General features: G+C 40.5%; 17 protein-coding genes and 1 pseudogene. 12 read left to right on the forward strand and 6 right to left on the reverse strand.

What is annotated here, in order from left to right; all coding sequences use genetic code 11:
• Nucleotides 1-35: 35 nt before the first annotated feature.
• The 3 genes from acs to PVV59_RS04785 form a co-directional block, all read right to left on the reverse strand.
• Nucleotides 36-1,979: an acetate--CoA ligase gene (acs, locus tag PVV59_RS04775; RefSeq protein ID WP_273754928.1), complete on the reverse strand. Its 1,944-nt coding sequence runs from the start codon at nt 1,977-1,979 to the stop codon at nt 36-38.
• A gap of 652 nt (nt 1,980-2,631) precedes the next feature.
• Nucleotides 2,632-2,922, reverse strand: coding sequence for a hypothetical protein (locus tag PVV59_RS04780; protein ID WP_273755066.1), 291 nt, complete (start codon nt 2,920-2,922; stop codon nt 2,632-2,634).
• Nucleotides 2,923-3,968: 1,046 nt separating this feature from the next.
• A complete protein-coding gene (locus PVV59_RS04785; protein ID WP_273754929.1) occupies nt 3,969-4,658 on the reverse strand; it encodes a YggS family pyridoxal phosphate-dependent enzyme in 690 nt (229 codons plus the stop codon).
• A gap of 176 nt (nt 4,659-4,834) precedes the next feature.
• On the opposite strand from PVV59_RS04785, the gene leuS reads away from it, so the two are divergent.
• On the forward strand, nt 4,835-7,489 hold the full coding sequence (gene leuS, locus PVV59_RS04790) for a leucine--tRNA ligase (RefSeq protein WP_273755053.1): 2,655 nt from the start codon (nt 4,835-4,837) through the stop codon (nt 7,487-7,489).
• Nucleotides 7,476-8,069 (forward strand): LPS assembly lipoprotein LptE, encoded by a 594-nt coding sequence (locus tag PVV59_RS04795; protein WP_273754930.1) that lies wholly within the window; start codon nt 7,476-7,478, stop codon nt 8,067-8,069. Before leuS ends, PVV59_RS04795 begins: the two co-directional genes overlap by 14 nt.
• On the opposite strand, the gene fsa is transcribed toward PVV59_RS04795, so the two are convergent.
• On the reverse strand, nt 8,066-8,719 hold the full coding sequence (fsa, locus tag PVV59_RS04800) for a fructose-6-phosphate aldolase (protein ID WP_273754931.1): 654 nt from the start codon (nt 8,717-8,719) through the stop codon (nt 8,066-8,068). The genes PVV59_RS04795 and fsa overlap by 4 nt on opposite strands.
• A gap of 931 nt (nt 8,720-9,650) precedes the next feature.
• On the opposite strand from fsa, the gene PVV59_RS04805 reads away from it, so the two are divergent.
• The 9 genes and pseudogenes from PVV59_RS04805 to PVV59_RS04845 all read left to right on the forward strand — a co-directional run bounded on the left by PVV59_RS04805 (nt 9,651) and on the right by PVV59_RS04845 (nt 21,038).
• Nucleotides 9,651-11,858 (forward strand): primosomal protein N', encoded by a 2,208-nt coding sequence (locus PVV59_RS04805; RefSeq protein WP_273755055.1) that lies wholly within the window; start codon nt 9,651-9,653, stop codon nt 11,856-11,858.
• A 5-nt stretch (nt 11,859-11,863) separates the two neighbouring features.
• Nucleotides 11,864-12,150: pseudogene (locus tag PVV59_RS04810) on the forward strand (primosomal protein N'); the annotation flags it as partial.
• A 971-nt stretch (nt 12,151-13,121) separates the two neighbouring features.
• The gene (gene atpH / locus PVV59_RS04815; RefSeq protein ID WP_273754932.1) at nt 13,122-13,706 is read left to right on the forward strand and encodes an ATP synthase F1 subunit delta; all 585 of its coding nucleotides are present in this window, start codon (nt 13,122-13,124) and stop codon (nt 13,704-13,706) included.
• Nucleotides 13,706-15,241 (forward strand): F0F1 ATP synthase subunit alpha, encoded by a 1,536-nt coding sequence (atpA, locus tag PVV59_RS04820; protein WP_273754934.1) that lies wholly within the window; start codon nt 13,706-13,708, stop codon nt 15,239-15,241. Before atpH ends, atpA begins: the two co-directional genes overlap by 1 nt.
• Nucleotides 15,242-15,261: 20 nt before the next feature.
• Nucleotides 15,262-16,185, forward strand: a complete 924-nt coding sequence (locus PVV59_RS04825) for a F0F1 ATP synthase subunit gamma (RefSeq protein WP_273754936.1) — start codon at nt 15,262-15,264, stop codon at nt 16,183-16,185.
• A 19-nt stretch (nt 16,186-16,204) separates the two neighbouring features.
• Complete coding sequence (gene atpD, locus PVV59_RS04830) at nt 16,205-17,812, forward strand: F0F1 ATP synthase subunit beta (RefSeq protein WP_273754938.1); 1,608 nt, start codon at nt 16,205-16,207, stop codon at nt 17,810-17,812.
• Between the two features lie 125 nt (nt 17,813-17,937).
• A complete protein-coding gene (locus PVV59_RS04835; protein WP_273754939.1) occupies nt 17,938-18,354 on the forward strand; it encodes a F0F1 ATP synthase subunit epsilon in 417 nt (138 codons plus the stop codon).
• Between the two features lie 24 nt (nt 18,355-18,378).
• Nucleotides 18,379-20,010 carry an MFS transporter gene (locus tag PVV59_RS04840; protein ID WP_273754941.1) on the forward strand — a complete coding sequence of 544 codons (1,632 nt, stop codon included), beginning with the start codon at nt 18,379-18,381 and terminating at the stop codon, nt 20,008-20,010.
• A 23-nt stretch (nt 20,011-20,033) separates the two neighbouring features.
• Complete coding sequence (locus tag PVV59_RS04845) at nt 20,034-21,038, forward strand: HlyD family secretion protein (RefSeq protein ID WP_273754942.1); 1,005 nt, start codon at nt 20,034-20,036, stop codon at nt 21,036-21,038.
• Between the two features lie 820 nt (nt 21,039-21,858).
• Here PVV59_RS04845 and PVV59_RS09850 read toward each other — a convergent pair.
• Both PVV59_RS09850 and PVV59_RS04855 read right to left on the reverse strand, forming a co-directional pair.
• Nucleotides 21,859-21,996, reverse strand: coding sequence for an EexN family lipoprotein (locus PVV59_RS09850; protein ID WP_342753250.1), 138 nt, complete (start codon nt 21,994-21,996; stop codon nt 21,859-21,861).
• An 803-nt stretch (nt 21,997-22,799) separates the two neighbouring features.
• Nucleotides 22,800-23,087, reverse strand: a complete 288-nt coding sequence (locus PVV59_RS04855; RefSeq protein ID WP_273754943.1) for a hypothetical protein — start codon at nt 23,085-23,087, stop codon at nt 22,800-22,802.
• Between the two features lie 898 nt (nt 23,088-23,985).
• Between PVV59_RS04855 and ispG the strand changes: the two genes are divergently transcribed.
• Nucleotides 23,986-25,227: a flavodoxin-dependent (E)-4-hydroxy-3-methylbut-2-enyl-diphosphate synthase gene (gene ispG, locus PVV59_RS04860; RefSeq protein ID WP_273755056.1), complete on the forward strand. Its 1,242-nt coding sequence runs from the start codon at nt 23,986-23,988 to the stop codon at nt 25,225-25,227.
• Nucleotides 25,228-25,409: the final 182 nt, after the last annotated feature.

Raw genomic sequence — 25,409 nt, forward strand, 5'->3', positions numbered from 1 at the left:
AAAAACCACCGTATATTGTATTTTGTCGTCTTTCCTTAATCTTGTCGATTGGCAATCAGATCTTCAACAACTTGTGGTTCGGCAAGGGTTGAAATATCTCCTAAATTATCGAAATTATTTTCAGCAATTTTGCGTAAAATACGTCTCATAATTTTTCCTGATCGCGTTTTGGGAAGTTGCGGAGCAAACTGAATTTTATCCAAGATAGCAATGGAGCCTATTTCCTTTCTGACATGTTGAATAAGCTCTTTCCGCAATTGGTCACTGGATGTTTTGCCTTCCATGAGAGTGACAAAACTATAAATTCCTTGTCCTTTAATGGGATGTGGGTAACCAACAATAGCGGCTTCTGATACAGCAGGGTGCAAAACAAGGGCAGATTCAATTTCCGCAGTCCCTAACCTGTGCCCTGAGACATTGAGAATGTCATCAACCCGTCCTGTAATCCAATAATAGTCATCGCTATCGCGCTTACAGCCATCGCCTGTAAAATATTTTCCTTTATAGGTGGAAAAATAGGTTTGAATAAAACGCTCGTGATCCTTATAAAGCGTGCGCATTTGTCCAGGCCATGAATCGCTGATACAAAGATTGCCTTCTGCTTCACCTTCTAAAACATTACCTTCAGCGTCAACGATTTGGGGGCAAACACCAAAAAAAGGACGTGTGGCGGAGCCTGCTTTGAGGGGTATTGCTCCAGGCAAAGGTGTGATCATATGTCCCCCTGTTTCTGTTTGCCACCATGTATCGAGAATTGGACAATGATCATTGCCAACAGTGTGATAAAACCACTCCCATGCTTCTGGATTAATTGGTTCACCTACGGTTCCTAGTAGACGTAAGGAAGTTCTTTTCGAGCGTTCAACAAATGAATTTCCCGCTCCCATTAAGGCGCGGATAGCGGTTGGTGCCGTATAGAGCGTATTGACTTTGTGTTTGTCGACAATTTCCCAAAATCTTCCCTTATCAGGAAAGGTTGGTGTGCCTTCAAACATTAAAGTGGTTGCACCGTTGCATAAAGGTCCATAAACTAAATAAGAATGCCCCGTAATCCAACCAATATCGGCTGTACACCAGTAAACTTCACCCAGATGATAATCAAAAACATATTTGTGGGTCATCGCGGCATAAATAAGATAGCCCGCTGTGGTATGCAAAACACCTTTGGGTTTGCCTGTAGAGCCGGAAGTATAAAGAATAAAAAGCGGATCTTCAGCATTCATAGGTTCTGCTGGACAGTCTGTTTTGGTATCAGAGATTTCTTCATAATACCAAAAATCACGTCCCTCTACCCAATCAATTGGTCCGCAAGTTCGCCGTATAACCATGACTTGGTCAACATACACATTTTGACGGGCAGCAATCTTAATGGCATGGTCAACATTGTCTTTTAAGTTAATCCTTTTGCCTCCACGCAAGCCGTGATCAGCGGTAATAATGAAGGTTGATTCACAGTCAACAAGGCGTCCTGCTATCGCCTCAGCAGAAAAGCCTGCAAAAATAACCGAATGAACAGCACCAATGCGGGCACAAGCAAGCATGGCATAGGCAGCTTCGGGAATCATGGGAAGATAAATGGTTACTTTATCGCCTTTCTTAATGCCACGGCTCTTTAAGAGATTGGCAAAACGACAAACATGTTCATAAAGCTCATTATAGGTTATTTTTTTATCATGATAGGGATTATCTCCTTCCCAAATCAGAGCGATTTTATCTCCATGGGCTTTTAAGTGGCGATCAATGCAATTATAGGCAACATTTGTTATTCCATCCTCGTACCATTTAATTGATACATCATCATTAAAAGACGTATTTTTTACTTTTGTAAAAGGTTTAAACCATTCAATACATTCACCGTGTTTTGCCCAAAAGCTTTCTGGATCATTGATGCTTTCTTGATACCATTTTTGATAAGTTTCCTCGTTGATGAGAGCAGTTTTTTTAATATCTTCTGATATTGGATAAATTTTTTCAGACATATGTTCCCTCTTTTCATTTATTTATTGTAGAGAAAATGAGCCATGGTATCTTTAGGCAAAACTTCCCCATAAGCTTTTCATTTTGAGGGTAGATTAAATGACAAAGATTGGAATAGTCAATTTTAAAATCTGATGTGATAATATTGAAGAGCGTATTTTATGCTTCTTTAGGATGCTCAAATGCGGCAGAGCCTATTGTGGTAGAGAGCTTTTTATAAACACATTAAAGACATTAAAAAAATATCATATAAAAAAGAAGGGAAAATGAGAGTGTTTTTTAAGAATAAATTTAATAAATATTAATATAAACAAAATTATCTACATAAAATATCAGAAATAGAAATATAATTACTATCAATAATCCTATTATTATAGATAGTTTTTAACTTCGTACAAAAAATAATTTGATAATATTAGTATAGATAGATAAAAATAAAACAATAAAACATTATTACAATTTCATAAATGAATATTTATTATAGCAAAATCATGACTATAAGATGCAATCCATAATAAATATCTCTGAAAACTATGTTATCCATAGCTATCAGACAGTTATTTTTCTCTTATTAAATACATGCTTCTCAGGCTCCTAACTTCAGAGATATCGTGCTTGGTTATTATCTATAAATTAAAATAATATTTCTTGAGTTTACTTGTTACACTCCTTGGCTGTAGAGAAAAGATCTGCAACTGCTCCTCTTCCATAGGCTGCTGTTACAGCTGCTTTTATAGATCTTGATATTTCCGGAAAAACAACATTTGCCAATCCAACGCCTACCGTTGTTGCACCTGCACAAAAGAGTGCATCTTTACTTGAATTCGAGATATAACCACCAGTATTATATTCTCCCCAGAAATTTATTACACCATGTGAAGCATGTGATAAACTTGAACTGCCCATTTTAATCCTCTCTTCCGTATAAGAATGGACTGTTATCATAAAACCCCTTTCGAAGCCCACTGTGTTATGCAAAATTTGTGCAATGGGCGCCAACTTAAATTATCTCTATTAAAAACAGTATAAAAAAATAAATTTTAAAAATGACAATAAAAATTCTGTATAAATAATAAATATATTATGTATAGATAAAAATATCATTTATAATATTTAAAAAATATAAGAATAACATCATTGTTTTTTCTTAATTAAATTTTAAGTTTATAAAAATTGCACCTGATATTTTCTTTTGAGTTATAATTTTATAATAAAGAAACATATTTATAATTGAACTCCGTTGTGTTGTTATTGTGTGTATGTATGAATGGCGTTAATGCCTTTTTTAGCAATTGTTGGTTGTTGCCTCTTGCCTCTTGCCTCTTGCAGTGTGAAAAAAGTCTCTGCGCTATCGCGTTGTCTTTATGATTGCTATCATGTTATTTAGCACTGTTTTTTATGTTCGCTTTGGCATTTGAGGTGCTTATTGTGCCTAAGTGACTTACAAGAGAATTGAAGTACCATGTTGATAGACCTAAGCTTCTTTTGGCTTACTTTACGTTATTGGTATGTGGAGAAGTTATTTACGCGTGTTGAGGAAATTAAGAGAATTCTTAGTTTTTAATGGAAATCATTACGATAATCGTTTTGAATGTTTTTTTTTGCGATTATTTATTCCACGACAGTTTTTTTTCATTTATGCGCAACGCACCTATCATTTATTATTTTACTTTTATATTCAGGAGCTCTTTTTTTAAAGGTGCTTTTGGTGGAGTGGTGACCAGAGGGGGCGAAGTAGAGCCAAGGTGAAGAACCGTGAAAATTAAAGCAGAGCTGTTTTGAAGCCATGTTATGGGTTAAGGATGTGCTGGTGAGAAGTTTAGGAAGAGCAGTTTTTTTGTTCCTTTTACTTATGGGATGAAAGAGAAACGGGAATTTTTCTGTTAGAGTTGTGCTTTTTTGAGTTTGAGGGAAATATCTTTCTTATTCCTGTTGTTTTTTGCTTGTTCGTAGAGTTTTCAAGGGGAATTTATATATGAGAGGAAATTGCTTTACATAGGGCGCTTGCCAAATAAAGCAGAGCCAATGCGAAGGACATTCGAGCCAAATTGTAAAGCTGTTTTAAAGTCATTAGACATGCCCATGGAAAGCTTTGGGAGTTCTGCTTGTTTTGCAAGTTTTGCTAAGAGAGCGAAATAGGGACCAGGATTTTCCTCAATAGGGGGGATGGCCATCAGACCAATGATATCAAGTCCATAGTTGTTTTTGCATTGAGAAACAAAAGGGGCTACTTCTTGCGGGGTAACTCCACTCTTTTGCGGTTCTAAGCCAATGTTGACCTGAACATAGCAGGGAAGATGTTTTTGTTGTTTTTGCATTTCTATGCTCAAAATTTTGGCTATTTTTTCACGATCAACCGTTTGAATGACATCAAAAATTTTAACGGCTTCAGCGGCTTTATTGGATTGTAAGGGACCGATAAGATGAAGTTTAATATTTTCAAATTGTTGACGTAATCCCAGCCATTTTTGTGCTGCTTCTTGTACGCGGTTTTCTGCAAATTGAGAGTGACCGGCTTGCAAAAGGGGACGTATATCATCAATAGAAACAGTTTTTGAAACAGCGATAAGTTCAACTTCTTCCACGGGGCGTTGTAGCTCTTGACACAGTGTTGCAATGTCTTTTTTAAGGTTTTGCAATGCTTCAGTGGAGGAGGCTTGGGGGAGCGTGTGTGTATCCATATTTTTGTGCTTTACCGTTTTTATTCAAGTTTTATACAAGTATTATTCAGGGGTTGGTTATTTTTATAAAATACTTAGGGAAATATTGCACGAAAATGTTGACGATGAGGTTAATCCATGGTCAAGCATAATAAAACAAGTTTTTGGTTTAGTTTTATTAAAAGAGTACCATGGGAATGACAATTGAGCATTATAAGATAGGTGAACGCTATAATCCACGTGCGAGAGAAAAAAAATGGCAAGAAATTTGGGATGAAAAGAAAATTTTTCAGACTGTAGGGGAAGATTGCCGTAAAAAATATTATGTTTTAGAGATGTTTCCTTATCCATCAGGCCGTATTCACATGGGACATGTGCGCAATTATGCTATGGGGGATGTGGTGGCACGCTATAAACGCGCGAAAGGTTTTAATGTGCTTCATCCTATGGGCTGGGATGCTTTTGGGATGCCGGCTGAAAATGCTGCTTTGCAAAGTAAAGTACATCCTAAAACTTGGACCTATGAAAATATTGCCGTCATGCGTGGGCAATTAAAGCAATTAGGGCTTTCACTTGATTGGGCGCGTGAATTTGCAACGTGTGATGTGGACTATTACCACCGCCAACAAATGCTATTCCTTGATTTTTATCAAAAGGGGCTGGTGGCGCGTAAAGTGGCTAAGGTCAATTGGGATCCCGTTGACCATACTGTTTTGGCCAATGAACAGGTTGTGGATGGACGGGGGTGGCGTTCTGGGGCGTTGGTGGAACAACGTGAATTGACCCAGTGGTTTTTCAAAATTAGTGACTTTAGTGAAGATCTCTTGGCAGGACTTGAAGAACTGGATCAATGGCCAGAAAAAGTGCGCACAATGCAAAAAAACTGGATTGGAAAATCCCAAGGTTTGCTGATTCGTTGGGCTTTAAAGGCAACAGCTGATGATGCAAGGGATGCTCATGATGTTTGTGAGCTATTTAATGAGGTTGTTTGTTATTCAACGCGTCCTGATACCTTGTTTGGTGCTTCCTTTTTGGCTCTGTCTGTTGATCATCCTATTGCACAATCTCTTGCAAAAAAAGACAAAGCCTTGGCGGCTTTTGTTGAGAATTGTCGGAGTGGTGGAATGACAACTGCAGTTCTTGAAACAGCGGAAAAACAAGGATTTCGCACATCGCTTGTGGCGGTGCATCCTTTTGATTCAACGGTGCATATCCCCGTTTATATCGCTAATTTTGTGTTGATGGACTATGGAACGGGGGCTGTTTTTGGCTGTCCAGCCCATGATCAGAGAGATTTTGATTTTGCGCGTAAATATGATCTTCCGATAAAACCAGTGGTTTTGCCAAAAGGAGAGCAAGCAGAAAATTTTGTTATTGCTGAAACACCTTATGTTGGTGATGGGGTGATGATTAACTCTCGCTTTTTAGATGGTTTGACACCCCAACAAGCCTTTGAAGAAGTTACCAAAAGGCTTGAGGGGCAAGTGCTCAATGGGCAACCACAAGGAAAAAAAACAGTGCAATTTCGATTGCGTGATTGGGGAATTTCGCGTCAACGTTATTGGGGCTGCCCCATTCCGATGATCCATTGTAAAACGTGTGGTGTTGTGCCTGTACCACGGGCTGATTTGCCAGTTATCTTGCCTGATGATGTTACTTTTGATCAACCGGGTAATCCTCTTGCACGGCATGAAAGGTGGCAAGCTGTTGCTTGTCCTTCCTGTGGTCAACCTGCCAAACGTGAAACCGATACCATGGATACTTTTGTGGATTCTTCTTGGTATTATGCACGCTTTACGGCTCCTTTTGCCGCAGAACCTGTTGAAAAACAAGCAACCACTGAATGGCTACCTGTGCAACAATATATTGGTGGAATTGAGCATGCGATTCTCCATCTTCTTTATGCGCGCTTTTTTATGCGTGCTATGAAATTGGTTGGTCATGTGAGTGTGGATGAGCCTTTTAAGGGGCTCTTTACTCAAGGGATGGTGGTGCATGAAACCTATCGGGATGATCAAGGGTGGGTTTCTCCAGCAGAAATTTCGATTGTTGAAAAAGATGGAAAACGGTGTGCTTATAAATTGACCGATCAAAGCGAAGTGACGATTGGTTTGATTGAGAAAATGTCAAAATCAAAAAAGAATGTTGTTGATCCTGATGATATTATTGCATCTTACGGCGCTGATACGGTACGCTGGTTTGTGTTGTCCGATTCTCCCCCGGAAAGAGATGTCATCTGGACAGAATCGGGTGTTGAAGGTGCGCATCGCTTTGTCCAGCGTGTTTGGCGCCATGTGGCGTTGAGTGCTTCTGTTTTAAAGGATGTGGCCCCTTGTGCCGGGTATCAGGGAGCGGCTTTGGATCTGTCAAAGGCAGCGCATCGCACGCTCTACGCTGTAGAAGATGATTTAGAAAAATTTGCCTTTAATCGGGCTATTGCACGCCTTTATGAATTCTTGAATATTATGGTACCTTTGTTAAATAAGGTGGCAGATGTTGAGGATGAAATGAAGGCGGCTTTACGTCAAGCTATGGATTTTTTCCTTGCCATGATTGCACCTATTATTCCGCATTTAGCGGAAGAATGTCATGCGGCTTTAGGGGAGAAAACTTTAATGTCTGAACTTGCTTGGCCTGTTTATGATCCCGCATTGATCGTTGAAGAAAGCTATACTTTGCCAGTGCAAATTAATGGCAAAAAACGTGGTGAGGTCACCGTTGCTGCAACAGCGAATGAGACCATGATTAAAGAAGCGGTTTTGGCTTTAGATTTTGTACAGATGCAGCTGGGCGAAAAACCTATGAAAAAAATCATTATTGTTCCACAAAGGATTGTGAATGTCGTTCTCTAAAAGTTTTATTCTTGTCGTTTTAGCGGGTGTCTGTACCCAGTTGTATGGGTGTAAAGTTGAACCACTCTATCGTCAAGAGTCGCAGAGTTTCAGGGCAATGAATTCTGCTGTTTATGGGTACTCTTCTGAGCAAGCTTCTTTGGGGCTTGCACAAAAGCTTAGCTCTATTGTTGTGGAAGAGCCTTCGGATCGTTTTGGACAAATAGTGCGCAATCATCTGCTGTTTTTGTTGTATGGAAAGGGGGGTAAACCTTCTCAACCGGCTTATCAATTGGCATTGCAGATATCCTTCTTGACAAGAAAATCGATGCAGATAGACGTTGATTTTGAGAAAAAGAGAAAGGGACGACCTTCTGTTGGAACTGTTATGAGCAAAGCTTCCTATACCTTGAAGGATATGAAAAATAGGCCTGTTGCAAAAGGAACAGCAATAATGAATGCCTCTTTTGAGCGACTTCGTCAAGAATATGCAACGATGCAAGCAGAAGAAGATGCAAAAAAGCGTGTAGCAGAAGAACTTGCTGAACAGATTTTTTTGTTACTTTCTAGAGATCTTTCCAATAAAACTTCTCGTCCTTAGGCAATCTTTTGTCCTGTCTTTTGCCAATCGTTGAGAAATATTTGCAATCCTTTATCTGTAAGCGGATGTTTGACGAGGGCTTTTAAGATTGCGGGTGGAACTGTTGCAACGTTAGCACCACTTAGGGCTGCTTCTTTGACATGGTTAACGGTGCGGATTGAAGCGGCTAAGATTTGTGTTTTACAGTTATAGTTATCATAAATTGTGCGAATTTCATGAAGGAGTTCACTTCCATTTAGTCCGCAATCATCGAGTCTTCCAATAAAAGGCGAAACAAAGGTTGCACCTGCTTTGGCCGCAAGTAAAGCTTGATTGGCAGAAAAACAAAGTGTGAGATTTGTTTTTAGTCCTTCTGCTGTAAGGGCTTTACAAGCTTTTAATCCATCTAGAGTTAAAGGAAGTTTGATGCAAATATTATCAGCAATCTTTGCTAAAACAGCCGCTTCTTTCATGATGTTTTCAAATTCTGTTGCTGCAACTTCAGCAGAAACAGGTCCACTAACGAGAGAACAAATTTCTTTTGTCACTTCAAGAATATTGCGTCCTGATTTTAGGATAAGAGAAGGATTGGTGGTCACACCATCAACAAGGCTTAAATTCTGTAATTCTCGGATTTCTTCAATATTGGCGCTGTCCACAAAAAATTTCATCTCTAATCCTTCCTTTTAGCTTTTTATTTAAAGCTTTTCACATTCTATCTTGCTTTTTTGTTATGCGCTATTGTTGACAGCAAAAGCAAGAGGAAGAATGAATATCTCTATAAAAATAGGAATGCAAAAAAGGATGCCATGGTGTTCATCATGCATTTGCTTTCTGTAAAGAAAGATTTCGTATTTTTTCTATGCCTATTTCATGGCGTTGCTTGTCATAAGACGTAGGATTCATTGCGCATGAGCATTTTTATGTAGTGGTATCTTTGCATAGTGATTACTCTTGATATTTGAGAATTTTATAAGATGCCTTCCTTATTTTATGGGACATTTTATTTCGATTGTCGCATGTCAGTGAATGGATATTTTTGTGTCGTAAAGTATCATTAAAGAGGATATGCGTTTTACATGTGAAGTTTTCCTGCGTTTAAAGAATTTTTTATAATAAAAAAATTCTCATATTGAGCGTTTTTATGACGATATGTAAAAATGATTTATTTTTATGAATCAATATGTTGATGATAAGTTGAGATATGAGGTGGAAAGAAAATAAAAGCGTTTATGTTGGGCATGAAATTACAATTATGGGGTCGCTAAGGAGTGCAGTGATGATGCAGTGATCATGTTGTGTTGAATGCTTAATCGTGATGGGTGTTATTTGCACTGGAGAATAGCATTGTTTGTTTGCTATAGAGCATGAGATTGGTGTTTTTGTAATGGAATGCGTATTAAAAATGATTCTTGTGAGAAGCTTATTGTGAAAGGGAAGAATGATTGAAGCTCACACTGAATTTTATAAATGAATTTTATAAGAGTGTTTAAAGATAAGCTGTGGACCTGTTGGTGCTCAAGATAATCGAAGACAAGGCGATCTTAGACAAAAGGATTGTAGGATTGTAGATAAGGGGGAGATCATAGATTGGTTAAAAAGGTGAATTCAAACATGATAGAGGAAAAGGTTGTCTCTGTCTTGGTTCCTCTTCCTGTTGCGCATGCTTATAGTTATAAAGTCCCGTTTTCTATGGAAGTGAAAATTGGTTCTTTTGTTCGGGTTCCGGTGATGGGGCGTGAGCTTTGCGGTTTTGTTGTGGATGTTGGAGAGAAAACAAAGGATGGGCAAGGAACTGCTTCGGTGGCGCGTGAAAAATTACGCTTTCTTTTACATGTTTTTGATTGTCCCCCATTAAAGCCAGAAATGATCACATTTTTGCGGTTTGTTAGCCGTTATACAATGACGCCTTTCGGTCTTGTTGCACGATTGGTTTTGTCCGTACCGGCTGCTTTAGAGCCGGAAGCGCAGATGCTGGGATTGCGCTATTGTGGGGGAGATGTGGAACGCCTCACACCAGCGCGGTCACGGGTTTTGGAATTGGTGCGCAGTGAGAAGATATGGACACGTTCTGGTCTTGCACATGCGGCTGGAACTTCTGTTTCTGTTGTTGAAGGTTTAAAAGCACTAGGAATTTTTGAAGATGTTAAGGTTCCTGCTTCTGATCTTGTCGGTATGCCCGATCCTGATTTTTGTCCTCCTCAGTTGCAGGGTGCACAAAGTGAAGCAGCAAAACTGTTGCGGGAAGGTGTTTTATCTTCTCAGTTTCAAGTTTTTTTGCTTGATGGTGTGACGGGCTCTGGAAAGACAGAAGTTTATTTTGAAGCGGTTGCTCAAGCCTTCAAAGGGGGTAGCCAAGTTTTAATTTTATTGCCAGAAATTGCTTTAACACAGCAGTTTTTAGATCGTTTTTATGCACGTTTTGGTGCTGCGGCAGCAGAATGGCATTCCGATTTGACACCACGTCGTAGAGAACGTGTCTGGCGGCAAGTTGCAGAAGGGCGGGTGCGCGTCGTTGCGGGGGCTCGTTCGGCACTTTTCCTTCCCTTTCATGCGCTTGGCTTGATTGTTGTCGATGAAGAGCATGATAGCGCTTATAAACAGGAAGAACGCATTTTTTATCATGCGCGTGATATGGCTGTTGCGCGGGGCTCTTTTGAGCATTTTCCTGTTATCTTATCCTCAGCGACACCGTCGATTGAAAGCCAAGCCAATGTTTTAAAAGGGCGTTATCAAAAGGTGCATTTACCCTCCCGTTTTAAAGAAGTTTCCCTTCCACAGTTGCGGGTCATTGATATGCGCCAAGGAGGAGTGCAAAAGGGACGTTTTATTTCTTTTACCCTTGAAAGGGCTTTAAAACAAACACTTGAGAAAGGCGAGCAGGCGCTACTTTTTCTTAATCGCCGTGGTTATGCGCCTTTAACTTTATGCCGAGTGTGTGGACATCGTTTTCATTGTAGCGATTGTTCAAGTTGGTTGGTTGAACATCGCGCGCAAGGGCAACTGAAATGTCATCATTGTGGCTATCATCAACCACTTCCAGAAGCCTGTCCTGAATGTGGAACATTAGACCATCTCGTAGCTTGTGGACCAGGTGTGGAAAGAATTGCAGAAGAAACAAAAGGGATTTTTCCCCAAGCGCGCTCATTGATTCTTTCAACAGATCTCAAAGGGGGAATTGGGCAGTTGCGAAGTGAATTGCAAGCCATTGCCAATGGCGATGTGGATATTATTATTGGGACACAGTTGGTCGCTAAAGGACATCATTTTCCCAAGCTCTCTCTGGTGGGGGTTATTGATGCTGATCTTGGTCTTGCCAATGGCGATTTACGTGCAAGTGAACGTACTTTCCAGCTGCTTTCTCAAGTGACTGGAAGAGCAGGGCGGGTGGGATTGGAAAGTTTAGGACTATTGCAAACCTATCAACCGGATCATCCGGTCATAAAAGCCTTACTTTCATGCAAACCAGAGGATTTTTACACACGGGAGATTACAGCACGTCAGCATTATCATTTGCCCCCTTATGGGCGTCTTGCCTCTTTGATTGTGTCTGCACAACAGCGTCAAGCTGCAGAACATTATGCGCGGGCACTGCGTCAAGCTGCACCACGGGAAAAAAATATCTCGGTTATGGGACCCGCAGAGGCGCCTTTGGCTCTGGTTCGGGGGCGTTATCGTTTTCGGCTTTTACTGCAAGGGCAACGCTCTTTTGATATACAAGGGTTCATTCGGGCAATGCTGAGCAATAGTCCTAAAATGCCTAGTTCCGTTCGGGTCCAAATTGATATTGATCCGCAAAGCTTTTTTTAAAAATAAAATTTTTCTCTCAAGTGGCTGGAAGAAGCAGGGCGGGTGGGATTGGAAAGTTTAGGACTATTACAAACCGATCAACCGGATTATCCGGTCATAAAGGCTTTACTTTCATGCCAACCAGAAGATTTTTAAAAAACGGGAGATTACAGCACATCAGCATTATCATTTGCCTCCTTATGGGTGTCTTGACTCTTTGATTGTGTCTGCACAACAGCGTCAAGTCGCAGAACATTATGCGCGGGCACTGCGTCAAGCCGCACCGCGGGAGAAAAATATCTCGGTTATGGGATGAACAGAGGCATCGTCCTTATTCGTACAAGATATTGATTTATTAAGTATTTTTACTTTTTAAACGTTACAGGTGAGGCGCTCATGTGGCGTAAAACTATCCAAGAAAGCTTGTTTCCTATGAATTGTCTCAGGTGTCAAGGGCGCAACATTGAGGAGTGTGTGAGAGCTGTTTGGTTTGCTTCTGATCAAACGTAAAGGTAGGGGGGCTTTCATATGATTGTTTTAGTGATTGTTTTAGCAAATTTTTCTCAGAAAGCTTGAATTCATTTTATGATGTTGCGCGTCAATAATGTAAACGCTTTGCATAAATGAAAAAGCCTTTAAAGGCTTCCCCATCTTTATTTCATAAAGCCATAAGTTGGCACCATTATTGAGCTTCTAAAAGCTCTTGATATCTTGAGAGTGTTTATAGAAAGTGTTTTTACAAAACAATATACTTTGGTAATATAGCAGTTTGTGAAACGTTTTAAAAAAAAGTGGATATGTGGATATTAAGAGAAAAATGATCGATTTTTTTCTTAATTTTAAGGGGGTATCCATTATTATATTTTTCTTATACATTTGAAATAACAGACTTTTGCAGTTGCAGTCGCAGTTGTTTCTCGCTTTTCGCTAAAGCTTTTGTAGAGATAAGAGAGGTGATTTTTAAAGAAGGACAGTTTTTTCTGATCTTGCTTTGTTTGAAGCAAAATTTAAAGAGCGTGACTTTTTTACAGAAAGAAGCATAAAAAAAATCAGGATGCCAGCTTGGAGATCTTAAAAAATCCTTTTCAAAAATATTTTGAATATTTTATTTAAAATTTTTAAAAAGCAGCGATTTGTGGTGTTGCGAGTCGGCTATGTCTATGCTAGAAACCGAATGGTTTTTGTTCTAGGTGTTAAGAAGAAGATTCTTAAGATTGAGAATGTCTGTTTCATTATCATCTGATAACTATCAGAGAGTCGCTCAAGGGAAAGAGGCGGTATTTCGTGTCGGATTCATTTTCTCTCATACCGCTGCCGTTGGTAGATCAACGCTATGCGCAAGCGCTTTTTAGTTGCGTTCAAGAAGCTAGAAACGTTGAAAAGATTGAAAAGGCAGTGGAAGATTTCTTGCTTGTCTTAGAGCAAAATGAAGATTTAAAGCACTTCGTGCTTAGTCCATTCTTTTCAGTCAAAGAGCAGATTAAGGTGATGCAATCTGTTTGTGAAAACATCAAGTTTGCTGATAAAGAAGCAGGGCTGATTATTGGTAATTTCTTACGCGTTATTGCAACAAACCGTAGGCTTAGTGCCGTATTTGGTATTTTACATGCCTTTCAGCGTTGCGTTGCACGCGCTCGTGGGCAAGTTACTGCGCAAATCATTTCTGCATGCCCCTTAAGTTCTCAACAAAAACAAGAGTTTTGTGAGACTTTGGAAGGTGTCGTTGGAGGAAAAGTTTTGCTACACATCACTGTAGATCCAACAATTCTTGGTGGGTTAATCGTTCGTGTCGGGGCGTTTCAAATTGATACGTCTCTTCTAACAAAATTGTCTTCGCTTAAGCTTGCATTGAAAAAAGAGGTCAGCTGATGGATATTAGACCATCTGAAATTTCAAAAATTCTAAAAGAGCAAATCAAAAACTTTGACCAAAAGGCTGAGGTTTCAGAAATTGGTTGGGTTCTCTCTGTGGGGGATGGTATTGCTCGTGTTTATGGTTTGGATAATGTTCAAGCTGGGGAAATGGTTGCTTTTCCAAATGGTGTGCGCGGGATGGCGCTCAATTTGGAAGTTGACAATGTCGGTGTGGTTATTTTTGGTTCAGATCGCGATATTCGTGAAGGGGATTGTGTCAAGCGATTAGGCGCTATCGTGGATGTCCCTGTAGGGCCCGCTTTGCTTGGCCGTGTGGTCGATGCTCTTGGAAATCCTATAGATGGTAAGGGACCTCTTAAGGAAACAGAACGTCGTCGTGTTGATGTTAAGGCACCAGGGATTATTCCGCGTCAGTCTGTGCATGAGCCTATGTCAACCGGATTAAAAGCGATTGATGCGCTCATTCCTATTGGGCGGGGACAGCGTGAATTGGTGATTGGTGATCGCCAAACAGGAAAAACAGCGATTTTGCTTGATACATTTTTAAACCAAAAACCTTTTCATGAAAAAGGATCTGGGCGAGAGCAGGACAAAGTTTATTGTATTTATGTGGCGATTGGTCAAAAACGTTCGACGGTGGCGCAATTCGTTAAAGTTTTAGAAGAACGTGGCGCATTGGAATATTCTATTATTGTTGCGGCGACCGCTTCTGATCCTGCTCCCTTGCAATTTATAGCACCTCTTGCGGGATGCGCGATGGGCGAATATTTCCGTGATAATGGGCAACATGCTTTGATCGGTTATGATGATTTGTCAAAACAAGCGGTGGCTTATCGTCAAATGTCTCTTTTGCTTCGTCGTCCACCGGGACGTGAAGCTTATCCGGGAGATGTTTTCTATCTGCATTCGCGTCTTTTAGAACGGGCGGCAAAGTTGAATGCGGAAAATGGATCGGGATCTTTGACAGCTTTACCAGTCATTGAAACGCAAGCAAATGATGTTTCGGCTTATATTCCTACAAATGTGATTTCGATTACGGATGGGCAAATTTTCTTGGAAACCAACTTGTTTTATCAGGGAATTCGTCCTGCTGTAAATGTTGGTCTTTCCGTATCGCGTGTTGGTTCGGCTGCACAAATTAAGGCAATGAAACAGGTTGCTGGCTCGATTAAAGGTGAATTGGCGCAATATCGTGAAATGGCAGCTTTTGCGCAGTTTGGCTCTGATTTGGATGCATCAACCCAGCGGCTTTTGAATCGGGGAGCGCGTTTGACAGAGCTCTTAAAACAGCCACAATTTTCTCCACTCAAAACAGAAGAACAGGTAGTGGTTATTTTCGCAGGGGTGAATGGCTATCTTGATTCTCTAGCGGTTTCTGATGTTGCGCGGTTTGAGCAGGGGCTTTTGGTGCTTTTGCGGAGTGATTATCAAGATCTCTTAAAAGCAATTTCTGAGCAAAAGCAGATAACAGATGAGATAAAAGATAAGTTGATAACTGTTCTTAACACGTATGCGAAAAATTTTTCGTGATGAATTGATGGAATGCTTGAATGGCCTCATTAAAGGATCTTAGAGACCGTATCGCTTCGGTTAAAGCAACACAGAAAATTACCAAAGCTATGCAGATGGTTGCAGCAGCGCGGTTGCATCGTGCGCAAGAGGCGGCGCAATCGGCACGTCCTTATGCGAAGAGGATGGCCGATATTTTAACCAGTGTTGCTGAGGATGTGGATGGTGTTGATGCACCGGCTCTTATGCGTGGTACGGGGCGCGATGATGTGCATCTCTTGGTGGTGTGTACGGCTGAGCGTGGTTTATGTGGTGCTTTTAATGTGCAAATAGCTCGTCGTGCTCGTGAGCAGATTAAAGCGCTGTTGACCACTGGTAAAATTGTGAAAATTATCACTGTGGGCAAAAAAGGTGCGGATATCTTATCACGTGATTACAAAAGTTTGGTGATTGATCATATTGATTTACATGCTGTAAAGCGAATTGGTTTTGCCGAGGCAATGATGATTAGTCAACGCATTGTTGATTTGTTCAATGAAGGCGCTTTTGATGTTTGTACACTATTTTATTCTGAATTTGTTTCCGTAATTAATCAGCGTCCAACAGCTTTTGGCTTAATCCCAATGGGGACTCCAAAAGCAGCTGTTGAGGCAATAGATATTGGGGGACAGACAGAAGCTAAAGGTTCACAAGGGATTGTTTCTGAGGCAATTGTTTATGAATATGAACCTGATGCTGCTTCTCTTTTAGAGGCGCTTGTACCACGCAATCTTTCAGTGCAAATCTTTCGAGCTTTACTCGAAAATGTTGCTGGTGAAATGGGCGCAAAGATGACAGCTATGGACAATGCATCGCGTAATGCAGGTGAAATGATTAATAAATTGACGGTGGCTTATAATCGTCAACGTCAGGCACAAATTACGACAGAATTGATCGAAATTATTGCGGGCGCTGAAGCGCTTTAAATGGAAAAGGTAAGGATTGATGGCAAAAGCAGTAACCTCAAGCAAAGGAGCAGAAAAAGGTGAAAAAAAGAAACCAGCTGCTCGTTCCGGTGTGAAAAAAGACGCTTCGAAATCTCAAGTGGATGTCAAGACTTCATCTGCGTCTGCACGTCGTGCCGCTAAAGACGCGTCGGTGAAAAAAGAAGAACGTGCAAAAGGCGCTGTTGGTGAGATCAAGCAGGTTATTGGTGCTGTCGTTGATGTGCAATTTGAAGGGGCATTACCAAATATTCTCAATGCGTTGGAAACAGAGAATTTAGGTAATCGCTTGGTGTTAGAAGTTGCACAGCATTTGGGTGAAAATACTGTGCGTACGATTGCGATGGATACGACCGATGGTCTAATGCGGGGACAAAAGGTTGTGGATACAGGAGCACAAATTAGTGTTCCTGTAGGAGAAGCAACATTGGGGCGTATTATGAATGTGATTGGAGAGCCGGTGGATAATGTGGGTCCAATCCCTTCAACCAAAACGCGTTCTATTCACCAAGAAGCGCCTGAATATGTTGAACAATCGACCTTTTCAGAGATTCTTGTCACGGGTATTAAGGTCGTGGATTTGTTAGCCCCTTATTCGAAGGGGGGTAAAATTGGCTTGTTTGGTGGTGCTGGTGTTGGAAAAACCGTTCTCATTATGGAGCTTATCAACAATATTGCAAAGGCACATGGTGGATATTCTGTGTTTGCTGGTGTGGGAGAACGGACACGTGAGGGAAATGATCTTTATTACGAAATGATCGAAAGCCGCGTGAATGTCAATCCAAAAGAGAATAATGGTTCAACAGAAGGATCAAAATGTGCGCTTGTTTACGGGCAGATGAATGAACCACCAGGAGCGCGTGCGCGTGTGGCTCTTTCAGGGTTGACTATTGCAGAAAGCTTTCGCGATGAAGGACAAGATGTTCTCTTCTTTGTGGATAATATTTTCCGTTTTACACAAGCAGGGGCTGAGGTATCTGCTCTTTTAGGGCGTATTCCTTCTGCTGTGGGGTATCAGCCTACTTTGGCAACGGATATGGGAGCTTTGCAAGAACGTATTACCAGTACAAAAACAGGCTCTATTACTTCCGTTCAGGCGATTTATGTTCCGGCTGATGACTTGACAGATCCAGCGCCGGCAACGTCTTTTGCCCATTTGGATGCAACAACTGTTCTTTCGCGCTCTATTGCGGAAAAGGGAATTTATCCAGCCGTGGATCCGCTTGATTCTTTCTCGCGTATGTTGGATCCGTTGATTGTGGGGGAAGAGCATTATACGGTTGCTTGTCAAGTGCAAACCATTTTACAACGTTATAGAGCGCTTCAGGATATTATTGCTATTCTTGGGATGGATGAGCTTTCTGAAGATGACAAACTGCTGGTGGGACGGGCGCGTAAAATTGAACGTTTCCTTTCGCAACCTTTCCATGTGGCAGAAGCCTTTACGGGTTCGCCGGGGAAACTTGTTCCTTTGGAAGACACAATCAAAGGCTTTAAAGGTCTTTGTGCGGGCGATTATGATGATTTGCCAGAAGCTGCTTTTTATATGGTTGGTTCGATTGATGAAGCCATTGAAAAAGGAAAACGCCTCATGGCAGAGGCTTCTTAAATCAGAAGCTTTTTACTTGAAGATAAATCTGTCGTGAATATTTGTCGTTAAATAAGGGCAGGTTGTTGAAAAAGATAAGTTGTTAAAGAGGGCGGTAAGCCCTTCTGGGTACTGTGGAGACTTTTGTGGAAAACAATAGAGAAGAGCATTTTTTGTTTGAGCTTATATCGCCTGAAAAGATTGTGTTTTCAGAACAGGTGGTGTCTGTTGTTCTTCCTTCAGCTTCAGGTTCTTTGACCGTTATGGCACATCATGCACCATTGGTGGCAAGCATTGTGTTGGGGGGTGTTCGTGTTCGCACCACTGCGGGAGAAAAGCTCTTTGCTGTTTGCGGAGGTGTTGCAAATATTACCTTTTCCGGCTGCTCCTTATTGGTCGAGCATGTTGTGGCTGTGGAGCATCTTTCTTTTGATGTCTTAGAACAGCGGATCTTGCAGGTTCAAGCGACGTTAGAGGGGGGAACGAGTAATGCGGACAATTCTAAAATAGAGGCTTTTTTCCAGCAATTGTCAGTGGATGGTTCCGTTTTGATAGAAGCGTAGCAGGGTATATTAGGAAAAGGTGACATGAGCGGAAAAAGGAGTACGGTTGTGTCTGCTAAAAGGGGCGGAAAACCTTTCCCACGCCCTGGTCGTGTTTTTGCGGGACCTTTGCCGAAATGTTTTGTTTATATTTTTGCTTCTCTTATTTTGCAATGGGCTTATGGCTTAGGGGCCAATATTGTTCAGTCTAATATTGTTCATCTGACCGGTGATTTTCACGCAACTTTAGCCGAGACAACATGGTTGGTTGCAGCCTATATGGCACCAAATGTAAGTGTGGCGATTATGTTGATCAAAATTCGCTATCAATTTGGATTGCGTGCTTTTGCTGAACTGTCGATCCTTGGCTTCGTTTTGGTTTGCGTTTTACAGCTTTTTGTGACCGATTTGCGTTCTGCGCTGATTATTCGTTTTTTTGCTGGGATTGCTGCTGCACCTTTGGCTTCGCTTGCGTTGCTTTATATGATGGAGGCTTTTGCACCGGCAAAGAAGTTTACTGTTGGTCTTAGTTTGAATTATATGAATGCGGCTTTAGCAGCACCTTTATCCCATTTGATTTCTCCTGATTTGCTGGAAAATGGTGGTTTTTCCAGTCTTTCTGCTCTGGAAATGGGGCTGGTTCTCATCAGTTTGGTCTGTATCTATACTCTGCCCCTGACCCCTGTTGTCCGTAGTAAGGTTATTCAAAAGTTAGATTGGATAAGTTATGGTTTGATTGCTCTTGGTCTTGGTCTCAATGCTGTGATTATGTCTGTTGGCGTATTGTATTGGTGGTATGAAGCACCATGGATTGGTTGGGGACTCGCACTGGCTATTTTCTCTTTGGCTGTTGCTATTATGATTGAGCTTAATAGAGAAAAACCATTGATTGATCTGCGTTGGATTTTCAGTAAAGAAATGATACAATCTGTCTTTATTTTATTGATTTTTCATGTTTTCTTGTTGGAGCGATCCAATTTGCCTGTTGGTTTTTTTAATCTTTTTGGTTTGCTCAATCGTGAGATGGCGCCCATGTATCTTGCGGTGACATTGGGGATTTTGTTAGGAGGGGCTGTTTGTGTGTTTTTTTTACGCGCAGGGCGTGAGGATTATTTTTATTTGTTATCTTTGGGTTGTTTGGCACTTGGCGCTTATTTAGACAGTCGTGTAAACCATTTAACGCGCCCACGAGACATGATGTTGAGCCAAGGATTGGTGAGTTTTAGTTATGCCCTTTTTTTGCCTCCTGCTCTTTTCAAAGGGTTTGTGATCGCTGGTGAGCGAGGACCGCGTTATGTCTTGAGTTTTATTGCTGTTTTTTTGCTCACGCAAGTAACGGGGGGATTGATGGGGTCAGCTTTTTTTGGCAGCCTACAGTTTTATTTTGCTCATAAGAACTTTGAATCCTTGACACAAAATATTGTTGTAACTGATCCGCTTATTTCTGGTGAGATGAATACTTTATTTTCGCCTTCTTATGGTGCTTCTGTTGCTCATGGCTTGGGGAGTGATCAGGGGACTTCTCTGTTGATAGAGAAATTTAAGTTAACAGCAAATATTTTTGCTTATGATGACGTTTTTCGGCTTTATTTTTATATTTCAATGGTTGTATTCGTTATTTTTCTTGTCACAATGGTTGTTAAGTCATGCTCTGTGCGTGCATTAGAAAAAAAGTGATGTCATAGAAGAGGGGTGCAAAAATGATAAAAGCATTACGGTCAAAGGCTACGATTGTTGCATTCCTATCAGGTATTACGGGAGTTTTGCTGATTTTGTGGGCTTGGAGACTGCCTCCCTTTGTGAGCAACATTCAAATAACGGATAATGCTTCCATTAAAGGTGATGTTACTTTGGTTAGTTCACAGATCTCTGGGGTGATCGCACGGATTTATGTGCAAGATTATCAACGCGTTGAAAAAGGAATGCTACTCTTTGAACTTGATGATTCTCTTTTTCGTCAGCAGCTTGCACGAGCACAGGCTGTTCTCGATTCAAAAAATGCAAAATTGGCTAGTATTGAATTGCAAGCACAGCTTTTGCAGGGTGAAATTAATACAGCAGAAGTCGAATTGGCCCGTTCACGAGCATTCTCCAATGTTGTTCCTGATAAAAAGTTAGGCTTTGGGGGTGTAGCAAATTCTGTTTCTCGTCCTCTTTCACAACTCTTGGCGGCACTGGAAACAAAACGGCAATTGCAAAAACAATTAAATCTTGAACGGCAAAGTTTACAGTCAGAAGTTGCGGGAGCAAAGGTGGGGGTTGAGTTGGCAAAACTCAATCTCGATCATACAAAGATTTTATCGCCTCGAACAGGCTATATTGGATTGGTTGGCGCTAGGGTAGGACAATATGTTATGCCGGGGACGCAATTGGTCTCGGTCATTTCTGATGATATTTGGATTATTGCTAATTATAAAGAAACGCAACTTTCTCAGATGCGTGTGGGACAACCGGTTGTTTTTTCTGTTGATGCATTGAATAACAAAAAGTTAACAGGGCGTGTGGTTCGTTTTGCTCCAGCGACAGGTTCAGAGTTTTCATTGTTAAAAACAGATACGACAATTGGTAATTTTATCAAAATTGCGCAACGTATTTCAGTACGGATTGCTTTAGATCCTGGTCAGGAAGGGGTCGAAAAGCTCATTCCTGGGATGTCTGTGGTTACGTATGTGGATACTTCGCAGCGGGTCGATTCTGGAGGATAAAATTTTGGGTTTTTTCAATTTAATTTTTGTACCATTTTCTTATAGCAAGTGGTTGTTCACTTTAGAAGATTTAGTTTGGTTTGTGATGATCTATCTCTTAAAGCTCTTAAAACTCTCATTGGTAATGATGTAAAATAATGCTCTAAAGAACATTAAAGCGCATGCCTCTTTAATCCCTTCTTTTTCTTTTAATAATTCAGTCGAGGGGAGGATTGATAAGGTGCTTTTCTATACTCTCGTAACAGCGTCCTTTGAGGTGTGGTGATGTGGGACGGTATGGGTGGACAGTGAGAGAGGCTTGGCTGGAAAAAATGCCAGATGAGTATCAGAGCTGGGTAAAATCCTCGTCTTTTCAGGTGCGGGGGAAGTGCTTCTTTTTTATTCGAGTGTATTCCTTGTGGGACATTTGCAAGAGTATAAGGCTTCATATATCTCTCTGACCCAAGTCTCATAGCTAGAGGCATGTGTTGTGTGTGTAACAAGGATACTAAGTTTGAAAACTGTATCGCTATAGCTTTACAGTGACGAACGTATAATATTGTAATCTATAAATGGAGTGTACAAGATGCGGTTATCAGAGTAGATAAACAAATAAAAGACGTGATGTTGTTTTTCAGTTTGTTCTTTAGGTTCAAACATTTTACGAATATTCTCTTCTTGTATTCGCTGTAATTCTTCAAGTTGAGCTCGTCCTCTAGCTTCACTTTCAGCTCTCCGTTTTTCAGCATCAGCTTTCCACTTTTTATATTCTTCTCTACGTTTACGGGTTTTCTTCTTCAGCTTTTTTCTGACGTTCTATGGCAAGTTCGTGATCGGCTACTCATACATTTTCACAATTTTTTGAAGTTTTTGACCACTCACATCTCACTGCCCATTCTTCGAATAATTTTTTATCTTTTTTTAACTCTGCTACGCTGTAGGTTTTTTCGCAACCAGCGCAGTGATAATAGCAGTGCACAACAGCAGTGCTGTGATAATGGCTTTGTTCATGATCTTGCTCCTTTTTTCAGTTTAATGACCACGAAGTGGTTTGGTATAATCTTTGTGTCGTTCTCTATCATTTTTAGGACTTTTAAGTTGGTCAATGAGCTGTTGAATGTTTTTTTGTTTTTCACGCACTTTTTTGTAAATAGCTTGTCTTATTTGTTCTATGTTTTGGCAAAATTCGTTGAAAAAAATAGAAGAATTACTGCGGAGGCATGTATATGAAATTCAAAGTATGCTGTACACACGGCTGTTGCGGAACATTTCTTTTGCTTAAAGGAAAATTTTTGTAAAAAACATCTGTTCGTGAGAAATGTGTGAGCTCTCAATATAAAAATACCTCCCTTTTTTCTAATTACAATAATAAGTAAGAAAACATAGAGTAAAAATATAATCACCAGTATTAATTTGTTATTTTAGCCTATATTTACAATGAATCTTGGAGAAGTTTGAGATTAAATTGGGGTGTTATTTTATTTTACCGTGAATATTCCCTCCTTTGAGGTGAGGGACCAGGTGTATTTAACACACTAAATATTCGTATGGACTGCATATCCATAGCAGAGTTTGTTTTCTTTCTTTAGAAATATTATTCTTTTGTGTGTGATGGTGTGGATTGCATGGGTGAGAGAGATTGCATTGATAAAAAGCTGGATGATAGACTGTGGGGTGAAAATTTATTCTTTTGGGCGCTAGGGGTGTCAAGTATTATGCTTTATCAACGACAGGAAAAATGCCCGCTTTGAATCGGGCATTAAAAGGGAAAAGTTATTAGTATTAGTAATTTTTACGTATGAGTAAGATGCTTGCTAAAACTAATCCGGCAGCTAATGCGAGGGTTTTTTTAGGGTTTTCTTTTGCTTTTTTCTTTAATTCTGTTGCCTGTTCGTTTAGGTGATAAAGCGCATGACGCCCCTTTTGTTTCCATGTATTAAACAGCTCAGAAATATTTTCAAAGCTATCATTTTGAGAACTCCAGCGATTTACGGGGACCAGTTCTCTTTTTAATTGTGCAATACGTTTTTTAATTTTAGCATTTTTGGCGTTGGTTGAAAATAGACACATCTGTTGACTCCTTCATGTGTTAAATTGTTGCATGATCGTTGGAATTGTGTTTGGGGTTTTGCTATAACGGTTTAAAAATTGAAAAGTTGCATCGATTATGCGGCTTGGGGGTGAGGTGAAAATTTAAGCGTTTGGATTTAATGACGTGTTTCTTAACGGGCTTGTGTTCACCTCATGATGAGAGGATAAAGGATATAAGATAAAATCTCCTGCAAAGAATAATCTCACGTGAGAGGTATCAAGCTTATCGCGTATTCCCATCATTATTTCATAAAAGGATCAAATTGGCACTTCATTTTCTGGTGCGTGTTCAAAGTGTTGCTATCGCTTTTGGAGATAGCTTCTCAAGCATTTTTACTTTTTTAGTTCTATCTCCAAGGGCGTTTTTAGGTGTGTAAGGGGTATGGCTTTGATTGATGATGAACAGATTTTAAATGAGAGAAGTTGACGATGTTTAAGTTTTCTATTCAAATTTATAAAAAAGAGACTATTGTAAATCAATATGTTGTCTTAATTAGGTGGTAGATTTCGTGTATTTTAAAAAATTGTACTTTGATAAGCTTTATTTGTTTGTGTTGTAAAATATTGTTTTTCGATGATGTGGATGTAGTGTATAGGGGGGCCGCTTAAAAATGCGGTCTTTTCCTTGTCTGATTTCAGTTTCTTTTTGAAGCAACCAAGTGTAAAATTATGAACCTGAACAGGCGTGGTAAGATTTATCTGGGGCATTTATGAAATGGACCTCGCTTATGAGCTTAAATTGCATCGGGGGAAACAGATGGAGCTTTAAGCAATCTGTTAAGATTTGGTGGGCGGTGTATTTTCGTCTTTTAAAGCGCGGAGAAAGTCAATGTCAATGATGACTGATAGTGCAGATTTTAAAAAATTTGAGGACGTGATGAACACAACCTATTTTTTATCGAAACCTCTTGAGCGCCGTTACTCTGTTGGTGTTGCTGTTGGTGATGTAATGGTTGGGGGGCAGAATCCGGTCGTTGTACAGTCAATGACGAATACAGATACCGCTGATATTGATGCAACCGTTTCTCAAGTGGCTGCTCTTTGGCAAGCGGGTTCACAATTGGTTCGTATTACGGTTGATCGTGATGAAGCAGCGGCAGCTGTACCAAAAATACGCGAGCGATTAGAGCGGTTAGGATTTTTTATCCCATTGGTTGGGGATTTTCATTATATTGGCCATAAGCTTTTATCTGATCATCCGGCATGCGCTGAGGCGCTTGCCAAATATCGCATCAATCCTGGAAATGTCGGTTTTGGTGCCAAAAAAGATCGTCAATTTGCAGAAATTATTGAGATTGCTTGTCGGTATCATAAGCCTATTCGCATTGGCGTGAATTGGGGCTCTCTTGATAATGCGTTGTTAACACAGCTTATGAATGAAAATGCGAGACAAGAGAATCCCTTATCTGTGGCTGAAGTTATGCGGGAAACGGTTGTGCAGTCCGCTATACAGTCGGCTCTTTGGGCTGAAGAGATGGGATTGGGGCGTGATAAAATTATTCTTTCTGCTAAAGTGAGTGATGTTCAAGATCTTATTGCTGTCTATATTGCCTTGGCAGAACGTTGTGATTATGCTCTTCATTTGGGCTTAACAGAAGCAGGGATGGGAACAAAGGGGATTGTGGCTTCTTCAGTGGCTTTGGGCATTTTATTACAGCAAGGGATTGGCGATACAATACGAATTTCCTTAACGCCTGAACCGGGTGGGGATCGGACACGAGAAGTAAAAGTGGGGCAAGAACTTTTGCAAGTGATGGGATTTCGGCAATTTCTCCCCGTGGTTGCAGCTTGCCCTGGATGTGGGCGTACAACTTCAACGGTCTTTCAGCAATTGGCGCAAAAAATTGAAACAGATTTACACAAAAATATGCCCGTTTGGCGTGAAAAATATCCTGGGGTTGAAGGTTTGAAGGTTGCTGTGATGGGGTGTATTGTCAATGGACCGGGGGAATCAAAACATGCGGATATTGGAATTTCATTGCCTGGAGTGGGAGAAAGTCCAGCGGCCCCCGTTTTTATTGAGGGACAAAAGGTAAAAACTTTGCGCGGTGATCATATTGCTGAAGAATTCGAGGGGCTTTTGAGTGATTATATTCATAAACGCTTTGGACAAGGTTAAACAATTGCACAAGGTTGAAGTAAAAGAGATACCTTGTTTTAAAGAGATATCTCCTAAGGTTTCCATTTCACGATAGGATTTATGAAATGCTATAATGGTAAAGTTCTAGGGTATAGAACTTATAGAGTTCCCCATCTTTTAAGTTTAATAAAAGAACAACCAGCAGCATCATATGCTTGCGC

Origin of the sequence: Bartonella sp. MM73XJBT.G (assembly GCF_028618435.1) — a bacterium.
In the GTDB taxonomy this organism is placed as follows: Bacteria; Pseudomonadota; Alphaproteobacteria; order Rhizobiales; family Rhizobiaceae; genus Bartonella.